The sequence below is a fragment of the Pseudomonas sp. PvP100 genome (assembly GCF_017833055.1).
Taxonomy (GTDB): Bacteria; Pseudomonadota; Gammaproteobacteria; order Pseudomonadales; family Pseudomonadaceae; genus Aquipseudomonas; species Aquipseudomonas syringae.
Genome location: NZ_JAFIBO010000001.1, coordinates 854,973 through 873,625, shown reverse-complemented (window position 1 = coordinate 873,625; position 18,653 = coordinate 854,973). Strand labels below are relative to the sequence as shown.

Sequence of the window (18,653 nt, the reverse complement as noted above, 5' to 3'; positions counted from 1 at the left end):
TTTCATCCCCAGGACATTGAACATGACCCTATTACCCGATTCCGGGTTCATACCAGTGCGCCTGCGCTTTATGCAGGTGTTGATTGTGTGCGGCAGCGTTACCGTACCGCTGGAACTGACCAAGGCGGCCCCCCCTGTCAACTTCCAGTCCGGTTTCCTGCGTCAGGGCCAGGACTATGACAGTGAGGCCGCGGCCAGCGTGCTGAACCACTTGTCAGTTGTCGAAAGCCTCGGGCCAGGCGATCATTGGGTAGAAATCCACGTCAATATGCGTTATTTCGGCCAACGGCAGATCCGTTTCGATGCCGACCCGCAAGGCAACGGCCTGCAGCCCTGCCTGTCGCGAGAATTGCTGGAGCAGATCGGCGTACGCCTCGACAGTCTGGCCGACCCGGCCTTGTTGCAAGTCGCTTGTGTCGCGCTGGGGCAATTGATTCCGGACGCCAGGGTCGTACTGGACGGAGGCAGACTGCAACTGTCGATCTCGATACCGCAGATCGCCATGCGCCGCGATGCCAACGGGCGAGTGGAGCCCGCGCTTTGGGATTACGGCATCAACGCCGCCTTCATCAATTACCAGACCTCGGCGCAACAGACCACCCACAGGGAGACAGGCACCAGCAGCAGTGCAGACCTGTACCTCAACACCGGTATCAACCTGGGGTCATGGCGGTTACGCAGCAATCAAAGCGTGCGTCAGGATGCACAGGGACATCGCGAGTGGACCAGAGCCTACGCTTATGCACAGCGCGACCTGCCCGGCACGCACGCTAACCTGACCCTCGGTGAAACCTACACCGGCGGCGATGTCTTCCGGAGCATGCCGATCAAGGGCGGGTTGATCAAAACCGATCAGGAGATGCTCCCCGATTCCCTGCAGGGTTACGCACCTGTGATTCGTGGCGTTGCGCAAAGCAGGGCCAAACTGGAAGTCCTGCAGAACGGCTACCCGATCTACTCCACGTATGTCAGTGCCGGCCCCTATGAAATAGATGACCTGAACACTGCAGGCAGCGGCGAGCTGGAGATCGTGCTGACCGAGGCCGATGGGCAGGTACGGCGTTTTACCCAACCTTACTCGACCATGAGTAACCTGTTGCGCGAAGGCGTCTGGAAATACAGCGCAGCCTTGGGCCGCTTCAACGGTGCCTACGCCACCGAGCATCCCTGGTTATGGCAAGGAACGCTGGCCGTTGGAACAGGCTGGAACTCGACACTTTATGGCGGACTGATGACCAGCGTCTTCTACCATGCCGCTGCGCTGGGCGTGTCACGAGACATGGGCGTCCTGGGAGCGATGGCGTTCGATGTAACCCGGTCACGCGCCAGCATCGATCAGCCCGGTCAGTCCAGCGTGCAGGGCATGAGTTACGCCATCAAGTACGGCAAGGCGTTCACGACCCATACCAATCTGCGCTTCGCAGGTTACCGCTACTCCACCGAAGGCTATCGGGATTTCGACGAAGCCGTCAGTCAGCGCAGCGACGACGATACGTTCACAGGCAGCCGCAGAAGTCGCCTGGAGGCTTCGTTTCATCAGAGAATCGGCGCACGCAGCAGCGTGGGCCTGACGCTGTCGCAACAGGATTACTGGGGCAGCGATATCGAGCAGCGCCAATTTCAATTCAACTTCAACACCCATCGTGCCGGGATCACCTATAACTTCTACGCCTCACAGTCGCTGAGCGTAGCCAGTAACCGCGGCAACGACCGGCAGTTCGGCCTGAGCATCTCGATGCCCCTCGACACCGGCCATTCGAGTAATGCCACATTCGACCTGCAGAACAGCGCCAGTCGCCAAAGTCAACGGGGCAGCCTGAGCGGCAGCCTCTACGAAAACCGGGTCAATTATCACGCCAGCCTGAGCAACGATGGTGGAAAGCAGCAAAGTGCCAGCCTTGCGGCCGGTTATCAGGCGCCCTTCGCCAGCCTTGGCGCCGGTGTGACCCAAGGCAATGATTATCGAAGTACATCAGTCAATGCCAGCGGCGCCTTGTTGCTGCACGCCGACGGCATCGAGCTCGGCCCGAATCTGGGCGACACCATCGCCCTGGTCGAAGTGCCCGATACACCAGGCGTTGGCATACAGAACGCGACCGGAGTCAGGACCAATAGCCGCGGCTACGCATTGATGCCCTATCTGCGCCCCTACCGTTACAACCCGATCGCCTTGCAAACCGACCAGTTGGGCCCCGAGGTGGAAATCGATAACGCCAGTACTCAAGTGGTGCCTGCCAGGGGGGCGGTGATCAAGACCACCTTCGCTGCGCGCACGGTGACACGCCTGGTCATCAATGCGACCACGCAAAGTGGCAAGCCGCTGCCATTCGGCGCTCAGGTCAGCGACGCGCAGGGCAACATCCTGGGCATCGCAGGCCAGGGCGGGCAGGTGTTGTTGTCCACCGGCATGCAGGCGCAAACCCTCGATGTCCACTGGGGAGAGAAAATCGACCCGCAGTGCCGCCTGCACATCGACCCCGCCGGCATGCCTCTGACCAAGGGCTATCGAATGCAAGACATGACGTGCGCCCAGTGACATCAGGTCTGAGCCATCCGCGACATTGTTATTTCAGGAATCACCCCATGAACACTGCATTGAATGCCCTGCTCCCCAGTCTGATCCTGTTGGGGGCCAGCTATAGCGCTGCGGCTTATTCCGACGTACAGGACGACACCCCCAGCAACGATTGCTACTGGGTTTCCTCTCCGGGAATAAAGGATTACCGGCGCGACATCGGCACGCTATACGTCCCAAAAGACGCTGCAGTGGGCACCTTTATCGGCAGCATCGATATGCTTCACGCCACAACAGACCAGGCTGGCCTGGAGGCGGCCTGCAAAAATGATGGAACGGCTCTTCTGGAATTCAACGCTACGGCAACGGCTCCGATATTTTCGGGCACGGTGGAGCCTATAAACGGGGAAGACCTCACCGGCAAGATACTGCAAACCAATATTCCGGGCGTCGGGGTGCGGGTAAGACTGGAGTATCCGTATGACAGGAACTGCCCCAATTGCTTCACGCCTGTAGGTGGCAGCGCCTCTGTTCCGTTCATCGGCATCAACGACCACCAGAAAATGCTCACGAGCCTGCGTTTCCTTCATCTGAACAACTACCTCACGCTGGTCAAGACCGGGCCGATTCCTCCCGGCCCCAATGTGCTCAATGGCAGTGAACTGTTCTCCGGAAGCGTGACGACGCTTGGCAAGATCATGAAGTTCGGGCTAACCGGCACAATACTTCAGGCACAGTGCAGCGTCGGTGCAGATCCGGTCAGTGCCGACCCGGTGCAGTTGGGTGAGTGGGACAGCACTGACTTCACCGGTCCCGGCTTCACCACGCCTGCGGTGCCGTTCAGTATTGCGTTGAGTAACTGCGAGACCTACACGGGCGCAGGCTTCGTGGCAACGGCGCATATCCAGCTCGATGGTGTCGAAGGCTCGGTTCCCGAGGGCCCAGTCGGCAGCGGGGTGTTCAGCCTGACCAGCGATTCGGACGCCAAGGGCATGGGGATTCAGGTCCTGAAAGGTGACGGCGTTACGCCCATGGAGTTACAGACCGAAGTGCCCCTGATCGCGATCACACCCGGCAACGTTGTGCTGAACTTCTACGCCCGCTTCTATCAGACTCAGGCCAGCAGCGCGATCCGGCCGGGCAAGGCCAAAGGGGCACTCAGCTTCACGATGACCTACAAGTAGCACTGCACCGTGGACTGCCGACCTGGCGGTCCATGACCTTCTCAGGCGTACAACGTCGCTCTCAGTGAAGGGAAAGGCTGCCAGGAGAGCGTCTGATCGAAACTCACCCGCACTCGTACATCCAGCTGAGTGCCGATCATAAATCTGTTCAAATCCGTTTTGCTGATGTGACCGGCATCGATTTCATCGTCCACTACCGGCACCGGGTGCTCGTCGAGCACGCTGACCACTAGCAAAGCATTATCAGCGCTGCTTAAGCCATGCACCTCGACGCTGACAAACTGGTCAGTGCCCATGAATGACCAACTGTCGAGCGTGAACCGCGCGTACCCGCCCTCGGCAATGTCATGCAGGCTCAGACGCCCCCCGGATACTTTGTCACATTGCACGACTGGAAAGCCTGTCATGCCCATGATGCTCAGCGTATGCCGGTCGGAAATATGTGATGAGTCGGCGCTTTTTTCGAACACCTCGTAGAACACCGGGATTGACTTGCCGAAATGCTGGGCAACTTGTGTCGGAGGAATGCTGAACAGTCTCGAGTCTGCGATTTCCGTAAGAAAGGAGCCCACACTGCCTGGCTCGGCCCATTGAACGCGGACGGTCTCACCGGGAAAGATCACTGCATCCTCAGGTATCGATACCGTCGTGCCCTGAAAGGCATCTACCGGATCAAGCCTGCTGGCGCTTGCCGAGCCTGCGGCCTCCTGAACCCTCGGGGGCGGTAACACACGCGGGACTGGCTGAGCGCACACCAGCAGCGAAACAGCCAGCGCACGAGGCCCGGCATTGCCCGAACGATCCTTCAGTCTGTAGGACGCATAACGAATGCCATCGCCGCTCTCGAGAATCAGTTGCCTGCCGAAGGCGATATTGATTGCGCTACCGATATCGGACGCTTCGAGCGTCAAGGTTCCGGTGTGCTCCGACCCCGTCGGCGTGCTGCTCCAGTACCAGGTAATGATGTCCCCTGGGCTCGGCGAAAAATAGGCAGGCACCTCGGCCAGCAGGGTATCGCCATGAGTGTCCAGCCAGGCCGCCGTGAGACCGTCACTGATGATTTCTTCCGGAAAAATCAGCGCCCCTTCGTCTTCGAATACCGGTGCCGTTTTATCAATGACAAAGACCAGTGTTTCGGATTCGGTCTGCACCTGATTGGCGGTCTCGACGCTATAACGGAGTCGATGCTGGCCTTCGATAAGGTATTGCTGCGGGATCATGCTGAACAGATCGGCGGACTGCACAGGTTCGGTCCAGATCTTCTCCTCCAGCAGCATGTCATTCCAGTAAACGCGCAGATACTCGGGATCGCCCGGCGAGGGCCCGGAGTTCTGCCACATGGGAAAATCGACCCGCAATGGGGCGAGCCAGGCACTGCTGGGGAGCAAATTGGGCTCACCACCGGGTACATCAGGAAGGAGTTCGGCGATGATGGGCGGCGCAAGCAAACTGCTCTTGCGCCTTGAAGCCGACCTGAACAGGATTCTGATCCGTTCGAGCCACTTTGAAATGACAGACATGAGCCGGGCCTCCAGCGCGAGGAAGCGGTGGCCGACCCGTTTGCCGACCGCCATGCCCATCAGTTAACACCCTGTTTTTTTCTGCGGATACTGGCACAAGTGATAGGACCGTTGGCGCATCAGCGCCAGCGATCAAACATTATCCGCCCCGCTTCGCTGTCGCTACCAACTGTAACGCAAGCCCGCACTGGCACCCCACGGCTGCTCGATGGCATCGCCATTGCTGTAATCGAAATCAGCATGCAACTGCAGGTTGTCAGACAGCGACACCGAAACACCCGCCCCCAACTCGCCACGGGAACCGGAGAGGTCGTTGTTGAACACGTTGTCATTGACCTTGACCTCGTTCCTGTTGACGAATTCGTGAGCCACGGCCACCCGCACGTAAGGTTGCAGCGTACGTCCTTTGCCCAGGTCGAAACTGCGCCCCGCTGTCGTACCGACCTTGCCGAGCAGCGACCGGCTGCGGTCACCTTCGGCACGCATACCGTTGTCCAGTGCGTAGTCCTTGCCCTGAACGACCAGGCCCGCTAGCTGGGTATAGGGTTCGAGAAAATAACCATTGTCCAGTTTGATGTGCCGACCCAGCTCCAGCGACGCACCACCCCCCAGATTGTCGTAGTTGCCGCGCGTGCGGGAACCATCGCTGAGATTGACTCTGGCCTTGTTCTTGAACTGATTGAGTTTGATCACGCCATCGACGTAGTAGCCGCTTTCGCTGTCCAGCCAGGTGCTGTAAGCGCCCAGCGAGTAGCTGTCGACCTTGCCACTGGCACCGTGATCCAGACTGAGGTCGGACGTACTCTGCCCGATCATGACGCCTGCCAGCCATTGCCCAGACCCCATAGGCAGCTTGCCATCTGCGCCGAGAGCGACACCGCTCTGAACCTGCTGATACCCGAAGCCTGAGGCGTCGGCGACATTGAATTTGTTGCCGTAGGTACGTATCCAGCCGCCGGAACGGCCCTCGTCCATACGCAATTCGCCCATGCGCGAACGTAGCGTCGTCAACTCCCCGTACCAGACAGTCGGCGCGGTGTTGAACAACGCCATGACCGTCTGTGCGCCAGGGCTGATGGTGCGGGTGGCGGTGTCCAGATACCAGTCGTTGTCGCCCTGTTTGATCAGGTCATAGGACCAGGCGCCCAGATCCACTGCGCCGCCTGCGAGCGAAAAGCTGGCATCGCCGGCTGCCGCATGCACGACGTGCAAGCTGGTATCGCTGAGCGGATCGACACCCGTGCTGCCAATAAGCAAGGTATGACTGCCGGTCGCGTTGCCCGTGATGTCAAGAAAGTCAGTGGCCTGGCCACCGAAATCCACATCCATCATGAAGGTGCCACTCCCTGACAGGCTTGCGAGTGACAAGGTGTAAAACGCGGCCGCGTCGCCAAACCTGACCGAGCCGCCGTTCATGGACAGTTCATTCACCTGACCATTCTCGACCATCACCCACTGGCCCTGGCTACTGAGCGACAGGCTGGATACGTTCTCCAGGCGCCCGGTCAGGGTCGCATTATTTTGCAGTGACAGGCTGGCGGTACTGCCCTCACCCGCCGATACATCGCCCTGCAGATGGCTGTTGTCCACGGTCATGTGCGCCGTTGAACCGTTGATCAACTCCAGTATCTTGCCATTGCCGCCAGTCAGCGTAGAACCATTGTTGACCTGGATATCGGCAGTCGCGGGCGCGCCGGTGGGCGTTCCGACGATCAGCGCCGACCCGGTGATACCTTCGACCCGGGTTCCTTCAAGGACCAGCAGATTGCTTGAGGGCACGGCCGGGTCAGCGCGCAAGCGCACGCCATATTGCTGCCCGGTAATGGTGCTGCCGGACGCCTTCACCATGGAGTCCCACATCTCCATGCCTCTGCCATTGGTGCCAGTGGCCGTTACTGAAGTACCTTCCAGGGTCAGGTTGCTGAGCGAGCCGGCATTTATTCCGCGATTGGTGGCGGTGATCGTGCTGCCGATGACGGTGGCCGTGGAGCCGACCAGTTGCGAACTTTCATTGCCCATCCCCAGGCCATCCGCGCCGCCTGTCAGGACGCTACCGACGATCAACGCCTCTGCCCCGGTCAACGAGACGGCTGAAGAGCTTGTACCCGCACTGACCTGACTGCCAGTAAGCGTCAGCTTGGCTCCGGTGATCGTGGATATTTGCAGGGTGGTCGCGCCGTTGGCGGTCAGATTCCCGGTGCTGACAACCCGATAGCTGTCCAGCGGGCCTGTTGCATCGATGGTCTGCGGCGTACCGACAAGGATTTGCGCAAGCGCATGACTACCGGTCAGCAAGGGAGAAAGAAAAATAACGGTCTTTAGTGTCCATGAAAGCGGACGCAGCACGAATGGAGCATTCATGAGGATGCATTACCTTGAGGTAAACCAGGTTGAACCCCGTGACGACTGCCCGAAAGCGGCCTCGGGAGGGAGGCCGCAAGACTAGCGGGATCCAACTGAATGCTCTGTAGGACGTTTCCTAGGTAACAGTAGGGAGGTTCTGACAGCAGATGATCGTCGGGGAAAACACCGATAAGCGTAGGTGACATGACCCGGCACGCGCCGGCCTTCCTAAACCGTTTGGGAGCAACCTGAGCCTGCTTATACCCGGCAGGGTGACTGCGGCAGGCCGCAGGCACCGTCTGCCGGTGACCCTCCTTAGTTTTTCGTTGGTTGACCTGTTTTGAGCACGATAGGACAAGACCCGTTTGCGTCGTACATCCCTACCCGGGCGGTGGTTTCCAGCGAGGTAATGGTTTCGCCTCCCATGCTGAAGGAGTACCTGATCCTCGCGCTCCCGTTTTGGCTGCCGCCTGCAGGATTGTAGATAGGCAGAATGTGTTTATCGTAGGGCGTGACCAGCCAGATGAAACCGGTGGCCGGATGGTTGCCTCCCAGCACGATAGCCTCGTCTTTTTCGGTGCCGGAAATAGGCACGTCGCCGGTATTTCCCTCGGAGCCGTACCAGTGCAAAGTGACGGTTTCATTGTCCGACAGATATTTCGAAAGATCCGGAACGCGGACCCGTATACCTGGTTCACCCTGCCCCGGATTTTCGATGCCGTCGGCGAAGAGTGAATCGCAATTCAGCCAGCCATTAGAACTGGTGCCCTCGAAGACCGGGGCTTCCGGGATGATGACAATGGCGTCTACGTTGACCAGAGTGTCCGGCGAGTGTTGCGTGTTTTCTGAATCGGGCCCATGAATGCGGTAATGGGCCGGCAAGTCAACGCGATTGCCTTCATGATCGATGTAACTCCAGGGTATTTCAACATCACGCTCAGCGCCTGCCAGGTCGCCAGCAGCCACGGTGTATTGAGCCTCTGCTACATGGCTTGTGCCCCAGTAGAAATCTATAATTTCACCCGCTTGAAGTCTGTCATACAGCCTGAAACCGACCTTGGCAGGCTGGTTATAATCCGCCGCTGTCAGGACGTTCAACTGATTGGACGTCTGACCATAGACCTCGACCCGCAGTAATGCGTCGTTGACCGGATCCGGCCACCCAGGATCGGTTATAGGGTCAGGGCCGATAGTGGCGAAATTGACATTGACGCTGATGCTTTTCACTTCGGACGGAACGACACCACGCAGGATTCGATAACTCACATCGGTGGGCTGGTCGCCGCCGTTCGCTTGATTGTATTGCCCCTGCAGAACCAGATCAGGGACGCTGATCGAAATCGGAAACGCTGGAGAGCTGCCGACTTCGTCAGGTCGAAGCACCTCAGTACCCCAAGTGACTTCGATACGGTCGGCCGGCTTCCAGTTATCGAACGACTCGATCAACACCTCGACCCCAAGTCTCGCATCAGGCAGGTTAATCAACTTTTCTGGAGGCTGTGCCAAGGGCACGACGGGTTCTTTCAAGTGGTCGGGCAATAGCCCCAGCGCCACGTCGATGCGTTTTGGGCTGGAAAGCGAAGTGCGATTGGTGGCTTTGTCGACCAGAATGTAAATGGCGTAGTAGGGCTCGTCCCTGGACGCTTCAATGGCCGAAACGGGGAATGTCACCGTATTATTCGTCGAGCTGGCCAGTTCAACGACACCAACCGGAGCCGGCAGTTCTTCAGCACTCTCTGGCAACGGCGTGCCAACCCAGTAGAAGGCTACCTTGTCGCCGGGTTGCCAGTTGTCATAGTCAGGCAGCGTGCCGACCAGACCGCCCGGGTTTGCATCCAGAAACGCCTGGGTCAACTGATCTGTAGCCAGAACCATCTGCTCAGGCTCAAGATGCTCGCCCGGCGGCGTGGTATCGACGATGAGGTCGATCGACGGGCTGGTGGTCTCTTGATCATTCGGTTGCCTGATCCGGTAGCGCAAACTGTAAGCACCGTCTGCAGGTTTTGCCAAGCCTTGCATTAAACTACTCAGCGGAATATCGATCACCATTGGAAAGGTTTCAGGATCAACCGGTGCGGTAACGGTATCGCTAAACACTTCTTTAAACGCGTCGTTATCCGCCGCTGCACCGATAGCCCAATCGATGAAAAAAGTATCGGAGTCGCCCGGGTCAGTGACCAGTCCTGCCCACTGAGGCAGGGTGACCTTGAGAAATTCGCCAGCCAGGACATCCTTGTTCAGCGTTCCATCGGCCGGGTCCACAATGCCCGCCACCTGTGCAGGGGCAAGGTCTGCGTCGATCCCTGAACCGCGTTGACTGCGCGCCAGCCGGTAGGCGATACGCGCTTTTTTTTTGTCATCTAACGTTGCTGTTGTTTTTGAATCGACCATCATCAGCACTCCTTTGCTATCCGATTGCCGCCCTGTTTATGCAGAAAACGTACGGGCGGATTGATCATGCACCCAGGGTCTGTTGCCGTTGCATCGCGAGCCGATACAACGGCAACAAACCCTGGCCGTCTCGACAAAAGTTTGTCTGCCAGAACCGGCCATCCAGACCGGTAGCCCGTTCGATTAAACGGTAGTCGCGCGACGCTGGATACTGTCATTAGTACCAGGGGTGCGCTTTGCAAGGCACGCTCGACAGGCGCTCGTATCAATCTCGATACATTTATGACATGCGCCCGACATTCGATCACGCCACCCTACCGCCGAGCTTCCCGGCGAAGTAGCATGAGGGGCAGCGCTGATCTTCAACAGCGGCCAGTCCATGGCGGCACAAGCAGGCGACAGACGCATTATGCAAGCACTTCCCGATACCTCCCTGGATGCCACATCGACCGATCAGCGCTGGAGCGTTCGTGCGCTGATCGTCGATGACGATGTGGCCATTCGCGAACTGCTCTGCGACTACCTGACGCGCTTCAATATCAACGCCAGTGGCGTCACCGACGGCACACAGATGCGTCAGGCGCTGACCGCGGAAACCTTCGACGTGGTGGTGCTGGACCTGATGCTTCCCGGTGAAGACGGGCTGTCACTGTGCCGCTGGCTGCGCAGCACGTCGGACATCCCGATTCTGATGCTGACCGCACGCTGCGAACCGACTGACCGGATCATCGGTCTGGAACTGGGTGCCGACGATTACATGGCCAAGCCGTTCGAGCCACGCGAACTGGTCGCGCGCATCCAGACCATTCTGCGCCGGGTCCGCGACGAACGCAGTGATCAGCGCACCACCATTCGTTTTGACGCGTGGCGCCTGAACAGCGTCCTGCGCCAGTTGACCGCCGCCGATGGCCTGGTGGTGCCGCTGTCCAACGCCGAGTTTCGTCTGTTACGTGTGTTTCTCGAACGGCCGCACCGGGTGCTGAGCCGCGAGCAGTTGCTCGATGCTGCCCGCGGCCGCTCAATCGAGGCGTTTGACCGCAGTATCGATTTGCTGGTCTCGCGTCTACGCCAGAAGCTCGGCGATGATCCGAAAAATCCACAACTGATCAAGACCGTGCGCGGTGAAGGCTATCTGTTCGATGCCAGGGAGCTGGGTTGATCCGCAGATTCGACACGCTGTTTGCGCGACTGTTTGGTGGCGCTCTGTTGGCTATTCTGTTGGCGCACCTGCTGGCCTTCATCTGGTTCACGCAGTACGGCATGCGCCCGCCGCCACCTACCGCGTCCAACACCGAGCATGGGCAATTCGATCAGCGGCCCATGCACAGACCGCCGATGCTCGGCGGTCCGCTGATATTGCTGTTCTTCCAGTTCATCACCCTGATCATCGCTGCGTGGTACGGTGCCAAGGCCCTCAGCCGTCCCGTGCAGAGTCTGAGCGAAGCAGCCGAGCGCCTGAGTGAAGACCTCGACAGCCCGCCACTGGAAATCAGCGGCCCGCAGGAAGCCCGACAGGCTGCGCAGACGTTCAATCTGATGCAGCGCAAGATCCGCGAACAGATGCAGCAGCGCGGGCGCATGCTGGCTGCGGTATCCCACGACCTGCGCACGCCCCTTTCACGGCTCAAGCTGCGTGTCGAACAGATCGAAGAGCCCAGGCTGCATGGCCAGATGACTCAGGATCTCAATGACATGATCAGCATGCTCGACGCCACCCTCGCCTACCTCAATGAGCACCGGCGCAGCGAAGGCCTGCAGCAATTCGACCTGCAGGCGCTGATCGAATCGCAGGCCGAGAATGCCCAGGACAATGGCGACGACGTGCAGTACGAAGGCCAGTGCAAACCGCTCAGGACGCAGCCGATGGCGCTGCGCTCGTGCCTGCAGAATCTGGTCGACAACGCTCTGCGTTACGCTGGTAGCGCGCGTATTGTGATTGAGGACAGCGCCGATCACGTGCGCATATCGGTCGTTGATCACGGACCGGGGATTGCGCCCGAGTTTCACGAGACAGTATTCGAACCGTTCTACCGTCTGGAAGGTTCTCGCAACCGCAACTCCGGCGGAATCGGCATGGGTATGAGCATTGCGCGGGAAGCCGCGCGGCGCATCGGCGGCGAGCTATCGCTCACACAAACGCCAGGCGGCGGCCTGACGGCAATCCTCGATCTGCCAAGACGCAGAGCGACTGCATAGCCCGCCCGCTAGCGGGGACGCGCCCGCTCGCTGCCGACCCAATCGGTCAACAGGCTGTAAGCGACTGCCAGAAGCGTCGGGCCGATGAACAGGCCGATGAAGCCGAATGCCAGCAATCCGCCGAACACACCCAACAGGACAATCACCAGCGGCAGATTGCCGCCCCTGCTGATCAGGTATGGCTTGAGCACGTTGTCCACGCCACTGATGATGAACATCCCCCAGATGCCCAGAAATATCGCCATGCCGTACTCGCCCTGCCAGACCAGCCAGGCAGTGGCAGGCAACCAGACCAAGGGCGGGCCCATCGGGATCAGACTGAACAGAAAAGTCAGAATACCCAGCACCAACGCGCCGGGAATACCCGCGATCAGGAAGCCGATCAGCGCCAGTACCGCCTGGGCCGCTGCTGTGCCGATGACGCCGTTGACAACGCGCTGCACTGTGCCAGCGACCAGATCCAGATAATACTGGGCGCGCTCGCCGATCAGGCGTTCCAGCAGGCTGAGCACGAAGGCGGCCAGGCGCGGACCGTCCCTGTAGAAGAAGAAGGCGAAGACGATGCTCAGGGTCAGTTCCAGAATCCCGCTGCCGATCTGCGCACTGCGTGCCAGAATCCAGTTACCGACCTGACCCAGATGCGGCTTGAGCGTCGCCATGAACGCCGCGCCTTGCTGATCGATGGTGGTCCACAGCGCTACCAGTCGTTCGCCCACCAGCGGAATACCCGCCAGCCATTGTGGTGGGTCGGGCAAGCCGTCGACCTGAATGTCCTTGATCAAGCCCGTGGCGTCACGCACATGGTCGGCAAGATTGAAGCCCAGCCACACCAGCGGCGCCGCGACCAGCAGCATCCAGCACAGGCACATCACCAGTGCAGCCAACGACTCACGGCCCTTGAACCAGCGGGTCAGCAAACGCATCAGCGGCCAGCTGGCGAAGGCCAGTACCGCGCCCCAGACCAGCGCCGACCAGAACGGCGCCATCACCCAGAGACAGGCACCAAACAGCGCCAGCAGCAGAATCTGCACCAACAGACGGTCATTGTTGAACATGCGCTATTCACTAAAAAGGATCGGAGGAAGCGAGCATAATGGCGAACCTGCCTGTCCGCCATCACTGTTCTAGCGGATAACCTCGATCTTGAGCCCCTTGCCTTCAGTGACGCCCGCCTCGAGCCGGGCAGCACGAACGCCTTTGGCGATCAGGGCGTCAAGCCAGGCGCCGGCACTGGGCCCGGACACCGTGGCGCGCAGGCTGCTGTCCAGGTTCAGGGCGCGAGAAACAAGAGTAACCCAGGCATCCTGTGGTTCGCCGCTCAGTCGGGGCAGTTCCAGCTTGCCGGTGCTGCGCAATTGGCGCAGCAAGGTGGCAGAGGTCGGCAGCAGTTCGCCCAGTGGCGCAGAGGATTCAAACTGCTCGACGTGCAGGTAGGCCCGGCGGTTGCCACGGGTGATGCTGTAAAGCGCTACCAGGGTGTCACTGCGCGGTTCTGCCAGACGCAACAGAAGGTAAGCCTGGCGGTCATCCGCGCCATACAGTTTTGCGTTGCCGAACACTTCGTTGGCCCACAGGCTGCTTTCTCCGCAGTCGCGCGCCTGACACCAGAACAGCAGTTCGGCGCCTTGCTGCTGCAAGGATTCGCGAGCTGCAGTGAAGGCGTCGTCGGAAGTCCGCTCGGCAGGTAATTGATAGGTAACCGACGTCAGATTGCCGCGCGCACTGACCTGGCCATCAAAACGCAACTGGCCGCTGATCTTGCGGATCGAGCCCATGGGGTAGACCCGCTCGAGCTCGGCAGCCGGACGATAATCGACGATTTCCGTGTCGGCCAGACGCGGCAGAATTTGCAGATCACTGCTGCCTGTTACATCGGCGGCGCAGAGCACAGTGCTGAACATCGACAGGCACAAGGCGACAACGGGAACACTTGATAAACGCATGAGTGCTCTCATTGGCAGGCAAGCAGGGAACGAAAATATAAAAGATCGCCAGCGAGGCGGCCACCAGAGGCTGCGGATTGATCCATCACGGTTGACTCCTGTTTCAACCCGTCCAGCGTCGACAGTTGCCGGGCTCAAGTCAAGAAGCAGCGAACAAGCGATTGATACAGTGTGCAACAGCGCTCGCACCGTGCTCGTCGTCCAGGTGCAGATGATGACCGCCTTCAAGCTGCACGACGTCGAAAGGCAGCCCGGACAGCATGAGCTGGTTTTTAGCCAGCATGCCGCCTGTAGCGACCAGCAGTTGCGTCGGGCAACGGATAGCGTTTACGAAAGACATCGCCTGCTGATGTGTAAGACGAATCGCAGATGGCAACGTCAGGCGGCTGTCGCTGCGCCAGGTATAGCCGCCGGGTACCGGCATCAGACCGCGCTGGGCGAGTAATTCGGCAGCCTCGCGACTCACCGGGACCACGCCTTTCATACGCGCCAGAACAGCACGTTGCTGATCCTCGTAAACCGGCTTTTTCTTGCCTGACAGCCTGAGCTGCGCCTGCAGGGCGGAGCCCATCCGCCCGGCGGCGGATTCAGGGTCGCCGGTCAAGGGAATCAAACCATCGATCAGGGCCAGCCGCGTGACCCGCTCCGGCAACGACCCGGCCAGCAATACCGAAATGATCGCGCCCAGCGAGTGGCCCATCAGGGCGAAGCGCTGCCAGCCCAATTGCTCGGCGACCTGCAGCACGTCGAACACGTAGTCGGCCAGCGCATAGGACGCCCCGGCAGGCCGATGCTGTGAATGACCATGCCCGGCCAGATCGAGCGCCACGATGCGCAGGCCCTCCAGTCGCGGCGCCAGCCTGGCAAAGCTGTTGGCGTTGTCGAGCCAGCCATGCACGGCAATCACCGGCTGGCCGTCTTCGGGGCCGTAAAGATGAGCCGCCAGTTCGATATGCCCAAGATTGAAACGCACCTCTTCCATGGCAAACGTCACGCCGTCACCCTTGAGGCACTGCGTGCGTCCCAGCGAGCCAGCAGCGTCTTGAGCAGCAATGCGGTTTCATCCGGTCGTTCAAGGGGAAACATGTGCCCTCCAGGCATGGACAGGTATTCGCCTTCGCGCATGCGTCGGGCCAGATAGCCATGATGAGGCATGATCACCCGGCTGTGTTTGCCGCGCACCATCGCGAGTGGCACCTTGAGTTGCCGTGACGGCACTGGGCTGGTGTGCGGGATGCTGCGGTAGATGCTGATCTCGGTCGCTGGGTCGAAACGCAGCCGCCACTGCCCGCCGTCCTCGCGCAGACCATGTTGCAGGTACGCGGTCAGGCAGTCGGGATCGAAGCGGCTGAACAGGGTCTTGCCAGCGAAGTAGGCGCGTGCCGACGGCAGATCATCAAACGCCTCACGACGGCCCAGGGTACGGCCCGCTGGCGTGATGCGGTCGATAAAGCCCAGGCGCTTGGCGGCGCGTATGAACAACTGGTCAGCCAGCCCCAGCACCGGCGAATCGAGCATCACCACGCCCCGGTAGAGTTCCGGGCAGCGCAATGCGGCATGCAGATGCAACACGCCGCCGAGCGAGTGCCCTACCCCCCACACCGGGCCAGGCTGCTCGCGCAGATGGTGAAGCAACTCATCGACCAGATTCAGCCAGTTGTCATCCACCGGAAAACGCGGATCATGGGCGTGTTGCTCAAGATGGGCCACCGAAAATTCCGGTGCCAGCGCGCAAAACAGCTTGCTGTACGTCGCCGAAGGGAAGCCATTGGCGTGAGCAAAGAACACGGGTTGCGACATGCCAATACTTCCATGAGCGGGCGAGTCACGATTGTGCCAAGTTGCTTCGTAGATCGGCAATGACTGGAACCGCCATCACAGGTGTCACTCCGGCCATCAGGATCACCCGATACGGCGGTCGGAGCGGCATTAAGGCCTATAAAGCCTGGGTGAACCGGTCCAGGCAAGCCTTTATATATAGGCGACCTGAAAACCAAAAGACTGCCTGAAGAGAGCCTTGGCTTAAGCAGAGGGATTAATAGCTGAGAACACTCAATTGACTGGAGGCTCTTTGCCATGCGCTACGACGGCCACCGTCAAGCGCGAAATGCAGCTTGGCTTGCCTTCGTCGTTGCTGATGCGGATGTCCCATACATGAGTGGTCCGGCCTATGTGCACAGGCCTGACCACACCGGTGACACGCCCGCTACGCACACCACGCAAATGGTTGGCGTTGACCTCCAGCCCGACGCAAAAATACTTGCTCGGGTCGACGATCAGGTAACTGGCCATTGACCCCAGCGACTCCGCCAGGACCACGGATGCGCCGCCGTGCAGCAGCCCGAAAGGCTGGTGGGTACGTTGATCGACCACCATGCTGGCCGTGAGGGAGTCATCGGTGAAAGACTCGAAGCGAATGTCCAGCACTTCACCAATGGTGTTTTTTTGAGCCGCCATAAGGGCTTCGATATCGGGAGCCTGACGCCATATGCTCATGCTGAATCCTTTTCCAGGGAGAGCCGCATTCGCGGCGGTTATTCATTGCGCGTACAGACCGTTCAGACGTGCCTGACGCTGTTGAGGCGCATCCCGCCTGCCACTACAAACTCGCCTTCCAGCTCGGCAAGACTGGCAGTGCTCATCGGCTCGGCCTGTCGCGGACTGCCGTGTGCCAATACCCCGATCAGCTCGCCCACCAAAGGCTGATGGCTGACCAGCAGCACTTCATCGATACCCAGCTTGTCCAGTTGCGCCAGCACCTCAAGCGGGCTGCTTTCGGGTGTAAGCCAGGGTGCGGTGACGATCGAGCCATCGAAGGCCAATGACTGACGCACCAGTTCGGCAGTCTGTTGTGCACGCACATAGGGGCTGGCGATGATCCGTCGCACAGGCTTGTCCGTCAGTTGCAGTGCACTTTTCAGCACCTCCTCACGCCCATGTGCAGTCAACTCGCGCTCGGCATCACTGCGCGCCCGCGACTGCGCTTCGCCATGACGCAATACCCAGACCTTCATGGCTTTGGTTCCTCATCGCGCACCGGCTGTACCGTTGGCGGGACATGATGAGGCACCTCGCCTTCGGGCGCACGCGGTGCTGGCCAGTCGCCAAAAGGCCAGGGTTTATGGTCGCTGTGAAACGTCCCGAAACGACCGATCTGCGCCAGGTACTGGCTGATGCTGTCGCCGAAGTTCATCAGGCCACCATTCGGCGCACCGTGAATCAGGCGGTAGACCAGTTGCACCAGCACCACGCCCGCCAGAATGATCTGGGCAACGTGCCATACGCCCAGAAACAGCAGCATCCACAGAATGCGCAGCAGGATCGATTCGTTGTGCTGGATTTTCGACTCGTTCAAGACCTTCTCCTGATCAGACTGAATTCAATTAAAGCCGGTAATCGAAATGAAATCGACGTCCGTCTTGGGCTCGGCCCGCATCAGCGCCTCAATGACCTGGCTGAGCGTACGGCCTTCAAAAAGAATCGCGTGCAGCCCGGCGACCAATGGCATATAGACCTGCACTTCCTGCGCTTTGACCTTGAGCACCTTGAGGGTGTTCACACCCTCGGCCACCTCGCCCAGGCGTGTGACCGCCTCTTCCAGCGTCAGCCCCTGGCCCAAGGCAAACCCGACCTGATAGTTGCGGCTTTTCGGCGAGGAACAGGTGACGATGAGATCGCCCACCCCGGCCAGGCCGAGAAAGGTCATCGGGTTGGCACCCTGGCTGACCGCGAAACGGGTCATTTCCGCCAGCGCCCGGGTGATCAGCATGCTCTTGGTGTTTTCGCCCATGTCCAGCGCCACCGCCATGCCGGCAATGATTGCGTAAACGTTCTTCAGTGCCCCGCCCAGCTCGACGCCAAACCGGTCATTGCTGGCATAGACGCGAAAGGTGCGCCCGTGCAATGCCGCCTGAACCTCCTGACACAACGCCTCGTCTTCGCTGGCAACCACCGTTGCGGTCAACGCATGCTCGGCGATTTCCCGCGCCAGATTGGGCCCGGACAACACGCCGATACGCGCTTGCGGGACGATCTCTTCGAGGATCTGACTCATCAGCTTGAAGCTCTGCGCTTCGATACCCTTGGTCAGGCTCACCAGCATCTTGCCATTCAGGCGCTCGACGTGAGGCGACAGCACCGAGCGCAAGGCACTCGATGGCAAGGCGACGAAGATCAGTTCACTGGCGTCGAGCACCGCCGTCAGGTCGGTGACCGGTTCGACTTCAGGACGAACCTTGATGCCTTTGAGGTAACGGGGGTTTTCACGATTGACGCGAATGGCCTCAGCCTGCTCCGGATCGCGCATCCATTGACGAACCTGATGGCCGTTCTCGGCCAGCAGATTGGCAATGGCCGTACCGAAGCTGCCACCGCCAAGCACCGCGACGGGTTGCTGTGTGGTCATAAAACTATCCATCCAGAGCCATTCAAGTGGCGATGTGATCATTATACGGAGCAACACGTTATCAGCTAGCGACAAAGCTGATCCGTTACGCAGTCAGGACAGCATCAATCAAACAAGTTCGCTGGAAACACGCGCCATCTCGGTTAACATGCGCGC

General features: G+C 59.7%; 15 protein-coding genes. 4 read left to right on the top strand and 11 right to left on the bottom strand.

Annotation, left to right across the window (positions count from 1 at the left end; all coding sequences use genetic code 11):
- Positions 1-22: 22 nt before the first annotated feature.
- Both JOE39_RS03760 and JOE39_RS03755 read left to right on the top strand, forming a co-directional pair.
- The gene (locus tag JOE39_RS03760) at positions 23-2,536 is read left to right on the top strand and encodes a fimbria/pilus outer membrane usher protein (protein WP_210077878.1); all 2,514 of its coding nucleotides are present in this window, start codon (positions 23-25) and stop codon (positions 2,534-2,536) included.
- Positions 2,537-2,583: 47 nt separating this feature from the next.
- The gene (locus tag JOE39_RS03755) at positions 2,584-3,699 is read left to right on the top strand and encodes a fimbrial protein (protein ID WP_003343524.1); all 1,116 of its coding nucleotides are present in this window, start codon (positions 2,584-2,586) and stop codon (positions 3,697-3,699) included.
- 41 nt (positions 3,700-3,740) lie between these two features.
- On the opposite strand, the gene JOE39_RS03750 is transcribed toward JOE39_RS03755, so the two are convergent.
- The 3 genes from JOE39_RS03750 to JOE39_RS03740 form a co-directional block, all read right to left on the bottom strand.
- Complete coding sequence (locus JOE39_RS03750) at positions 3,741-5,279, bottom strand: hypothetical protein (protein ID WP_050585214.1); 1,539 nt, start codon at positions 5,277-5,279, stop codon at positions 3,741-3,743.
- Between the two features lie 102 nt (positions 5,280-5,381).
- Entirely contained in the window at positions 5,382-7,580 is a 2,199-nt protein-coding gene (locus JOE39_RS03745) for an autotransporter outer membrane beta-barrel domain-containing protein (RefSeq protein ID WP_210077881.1), read from the bottom strand.
- Positions 7,581-7,877: 297 nt separating this feature from the next.
- On the bottom strand, positions 7,878-9,956 hold the full coding sequence (locus tag JOE39_RS03740) for a hypothetical protein (RefSeq protein WP_209996645.1): 2,079 nt from the start codon (positions 9,954-9,956) through the stop codon (positions 7,878-7,880).
- Between the two features lie 406 nt (positions 9,957-10,362).
- Here JOE39_RS03740 and JOE39_RS03735 point away from each other — a divergent pair, with 406 nt between their 5' ends.
- The gene (locus tag JOE39_RS03735) at positions 10,363-11,112 is read left to right on the top strand and encodes a response regulator (protein ID WP_010426439.1); all 750 of its coding nucleotides are present in this window, start codon (positions 10,363-10,365) and stop codon (positions 11,110-11,112) included.
- Positions 11,109-12,149: a HAMP domain-containing sensor histidine kinase gene (locus JOE39_RS03730; protein WP_210077883.1), complete on the top strand. Its 1,041-nt coding sequence runs from the start codon at positions 11,109-11,111 to the stop codon at positions 12,147-12,149. The genes JOE39_RS03735 and JOE39_RS03730 overlap by 4 nt, the downstream gene beginning before the upstream one ends.
- Positions 12,150-12,157: 8 nt before the next feature.
- Here the strand turns inward: JOE39_RS03730 and JOE39_RS03725 are convergent, their stop codons facing one another.
- From JOE39_RS03725 to JOE39_RS03690, 8 genes are all read right to left on the bottom strand, one after another.
- Entirely contained in the window at positions 12,158-13,204 is a 1,047-nt protein-coding gene (locus JOE39_RS03725; protein ID WP_003394617.1) for an AI-2E family transporter, read from the bottom strand.
- 69 nt (positions 13,205-13,273) lie between these two features.
- On the bottom strand, positions 13,274-14,092 hold the full coding sequence (locus JOE39_RS03720; protein WP_024665632.1) for a DUF4892 domain-containing protein: 819 nt from the start codon (positions 14,090-14,092) through the stop codon (positions 13,274-13,276).
- A gap of 139 nt (positions 14,093-14,231) precedes the next feature.
- Entirely contained in the window at positions 14,232-15,086 is an 855-nt protein-coding gene (locus JOE39_RS03715) for an alpha/beta hydrolase (RefSeq protein WP_044311589.1), read from the bottom strand.
- Positions 15,083-15,892 (bottom strand): alpha/beta hydrolase, encoded by an 810-nt coding sequence (locus JOE39_RS03710; RefSeq protein ID WP_003423598.1) that lies wholly within the window; start codon positions 15,890-15,892, stop codon positions 15,083-15,085. The genes JOE39_RS03715 and JOE39_RS03710 overlap by 4 nt, the downstream gene beginning before the upstream one ends.
- A 252-nt stretch (positions 15,893-16,144) precedes the next feature.
- Positions 16,145-16,588, bottom strand: a complete 444-nt coding sequence (locus JOE39_RS03705) for a hotdog fold thioesterase (RefSeq protein WP_003343540.1) — start codon at positions 16,586-16,588, stop codon at positions 16,145-16,147.
- A gap of 62 nt (positions 16,589-16,650) precedes the next feature.
- On the bottom strand, positions 16,651-17,106 hold the full coding sequence (sixA, locus tag JOE39_RS03700) for a phosphohistidine phosphatase SixA (protein ID WP_058445122.1): 456 nt from the start codon (positions 17,104-17,106) through the stop codon (positions 16,651-16,653).
- On the bottom strand, positions 17,103-17,447 hold the full coding sequence (locus tag JOE39_RS03695) for a DUF4389 domain-containing protein (protein WP_210077885.1): 345 nt from the start codon (positions 17,445-17,447) through the stop codon (positions 17,103-17,105). Before JOE39_RS03695 ends, sixA begins: the two co-directional genes overlap by 4 nt.
- Before the next feature lie 24 nt (positions 17,448-17,471).
- Positions 17,472-18,497 carry an NAD(P)H-dependent glycerol-3-phosphate dehydrogenase gene (locus JOE39_RS03690; RefSeq protein WP_003394589.1) on the bottom strand — a complete coding sequence of 342 codons (1,026 nt, stop codon included), beginning with the start codon at positions 18,495-18,497 and terminating at the stop codon, positions 17,472-17,474.
- Between the last annotated feature and the right edge of the window lie 156 nt (positions 18,498-18,653).

Coding starts and splice junctions, on each gene's coding strand:
- JOE39_RS03760 (WP_210077878.1), top strand. CDS start 23: ATGACCCTATTACCCGATTCCGGGTTCATACCAGTGCGCCTGCGCTTT.
- JOE39_RS03750 (WP_050585214.1), bottom strand. CDS start 5,279: ATGGGCATGGCGGTCGGCAAACGGGTCGGCCACCGCTTCCTCGCGCTG.
- JOE39_RS03740 (WP_209996645.1), bottom strand. CDS start 9,956: ATGATGGTCGATTCAAAAACAACAGCAACGTTAGATGACAAAAAAAAA.
- JOE39_RS03755 (WP_003343524.1), top strand. CDS start 2,584: ATGAACACTGCATTGAATGCCCTGCTCCCCAGTCTGATCCTGTTGGGG.
- JOE39_RS03705 (WP_003343540.1), bottom strand. CDS start 16,588: ATGAGCATATGGCGTCAGGCTCCCGATATCGAAGCCCTTATGGCGGCT.
- sixA (WP_058445122.1), bottom strand. CDS start 17,106: ATGAAGGTCTGGGTATTGCGTCATGGCGAAGCGCAGTCGCGGGCGCGC.
- JOE39_RS03735 (WP_010426439.1), top strand. CDS start 10,363: ATGCAAGCACTTCCCGATACCTCCCTGGATGCCACATCGACCGATCAG.
- JOE39_RS03690 (WP_003394589.1), bottom strand. CDS start 18,497: ATGACCACACAGCAACCCGTCGCGGTGCTTGGCGGTGGCAGCTTCGGT.
- JOE39_RS03725 (WP_003394617.1), bottom strand. CDS start 13,204: ATGTTCAACAATGACCGTCTGTTGGTGCAGATTCTGCTGCTGGCGCTG.
- JOE39_RS03745 (WP_210077881.1), bottom strand. CDS start 7,580: ATGAATGCTCCATTCGTGCTGCGTCCGCTTTCATGGACACTAAAGACC.
- JOE39_RS03720 (WP_024665632.1), bottom strand. CDS start 14,092: ATGCGTTTATCAAGTGTTCCCGTTGTCGCCTTGTGCCTGTCGATGTTC.
- JOE39_RS03710 (WP_003423598.1), bottom strand. CDS start 15,892: ATGTCGCAACCCGTGTTCTTTGCTCACGCCAATGGCTTCCCTTCGGCG.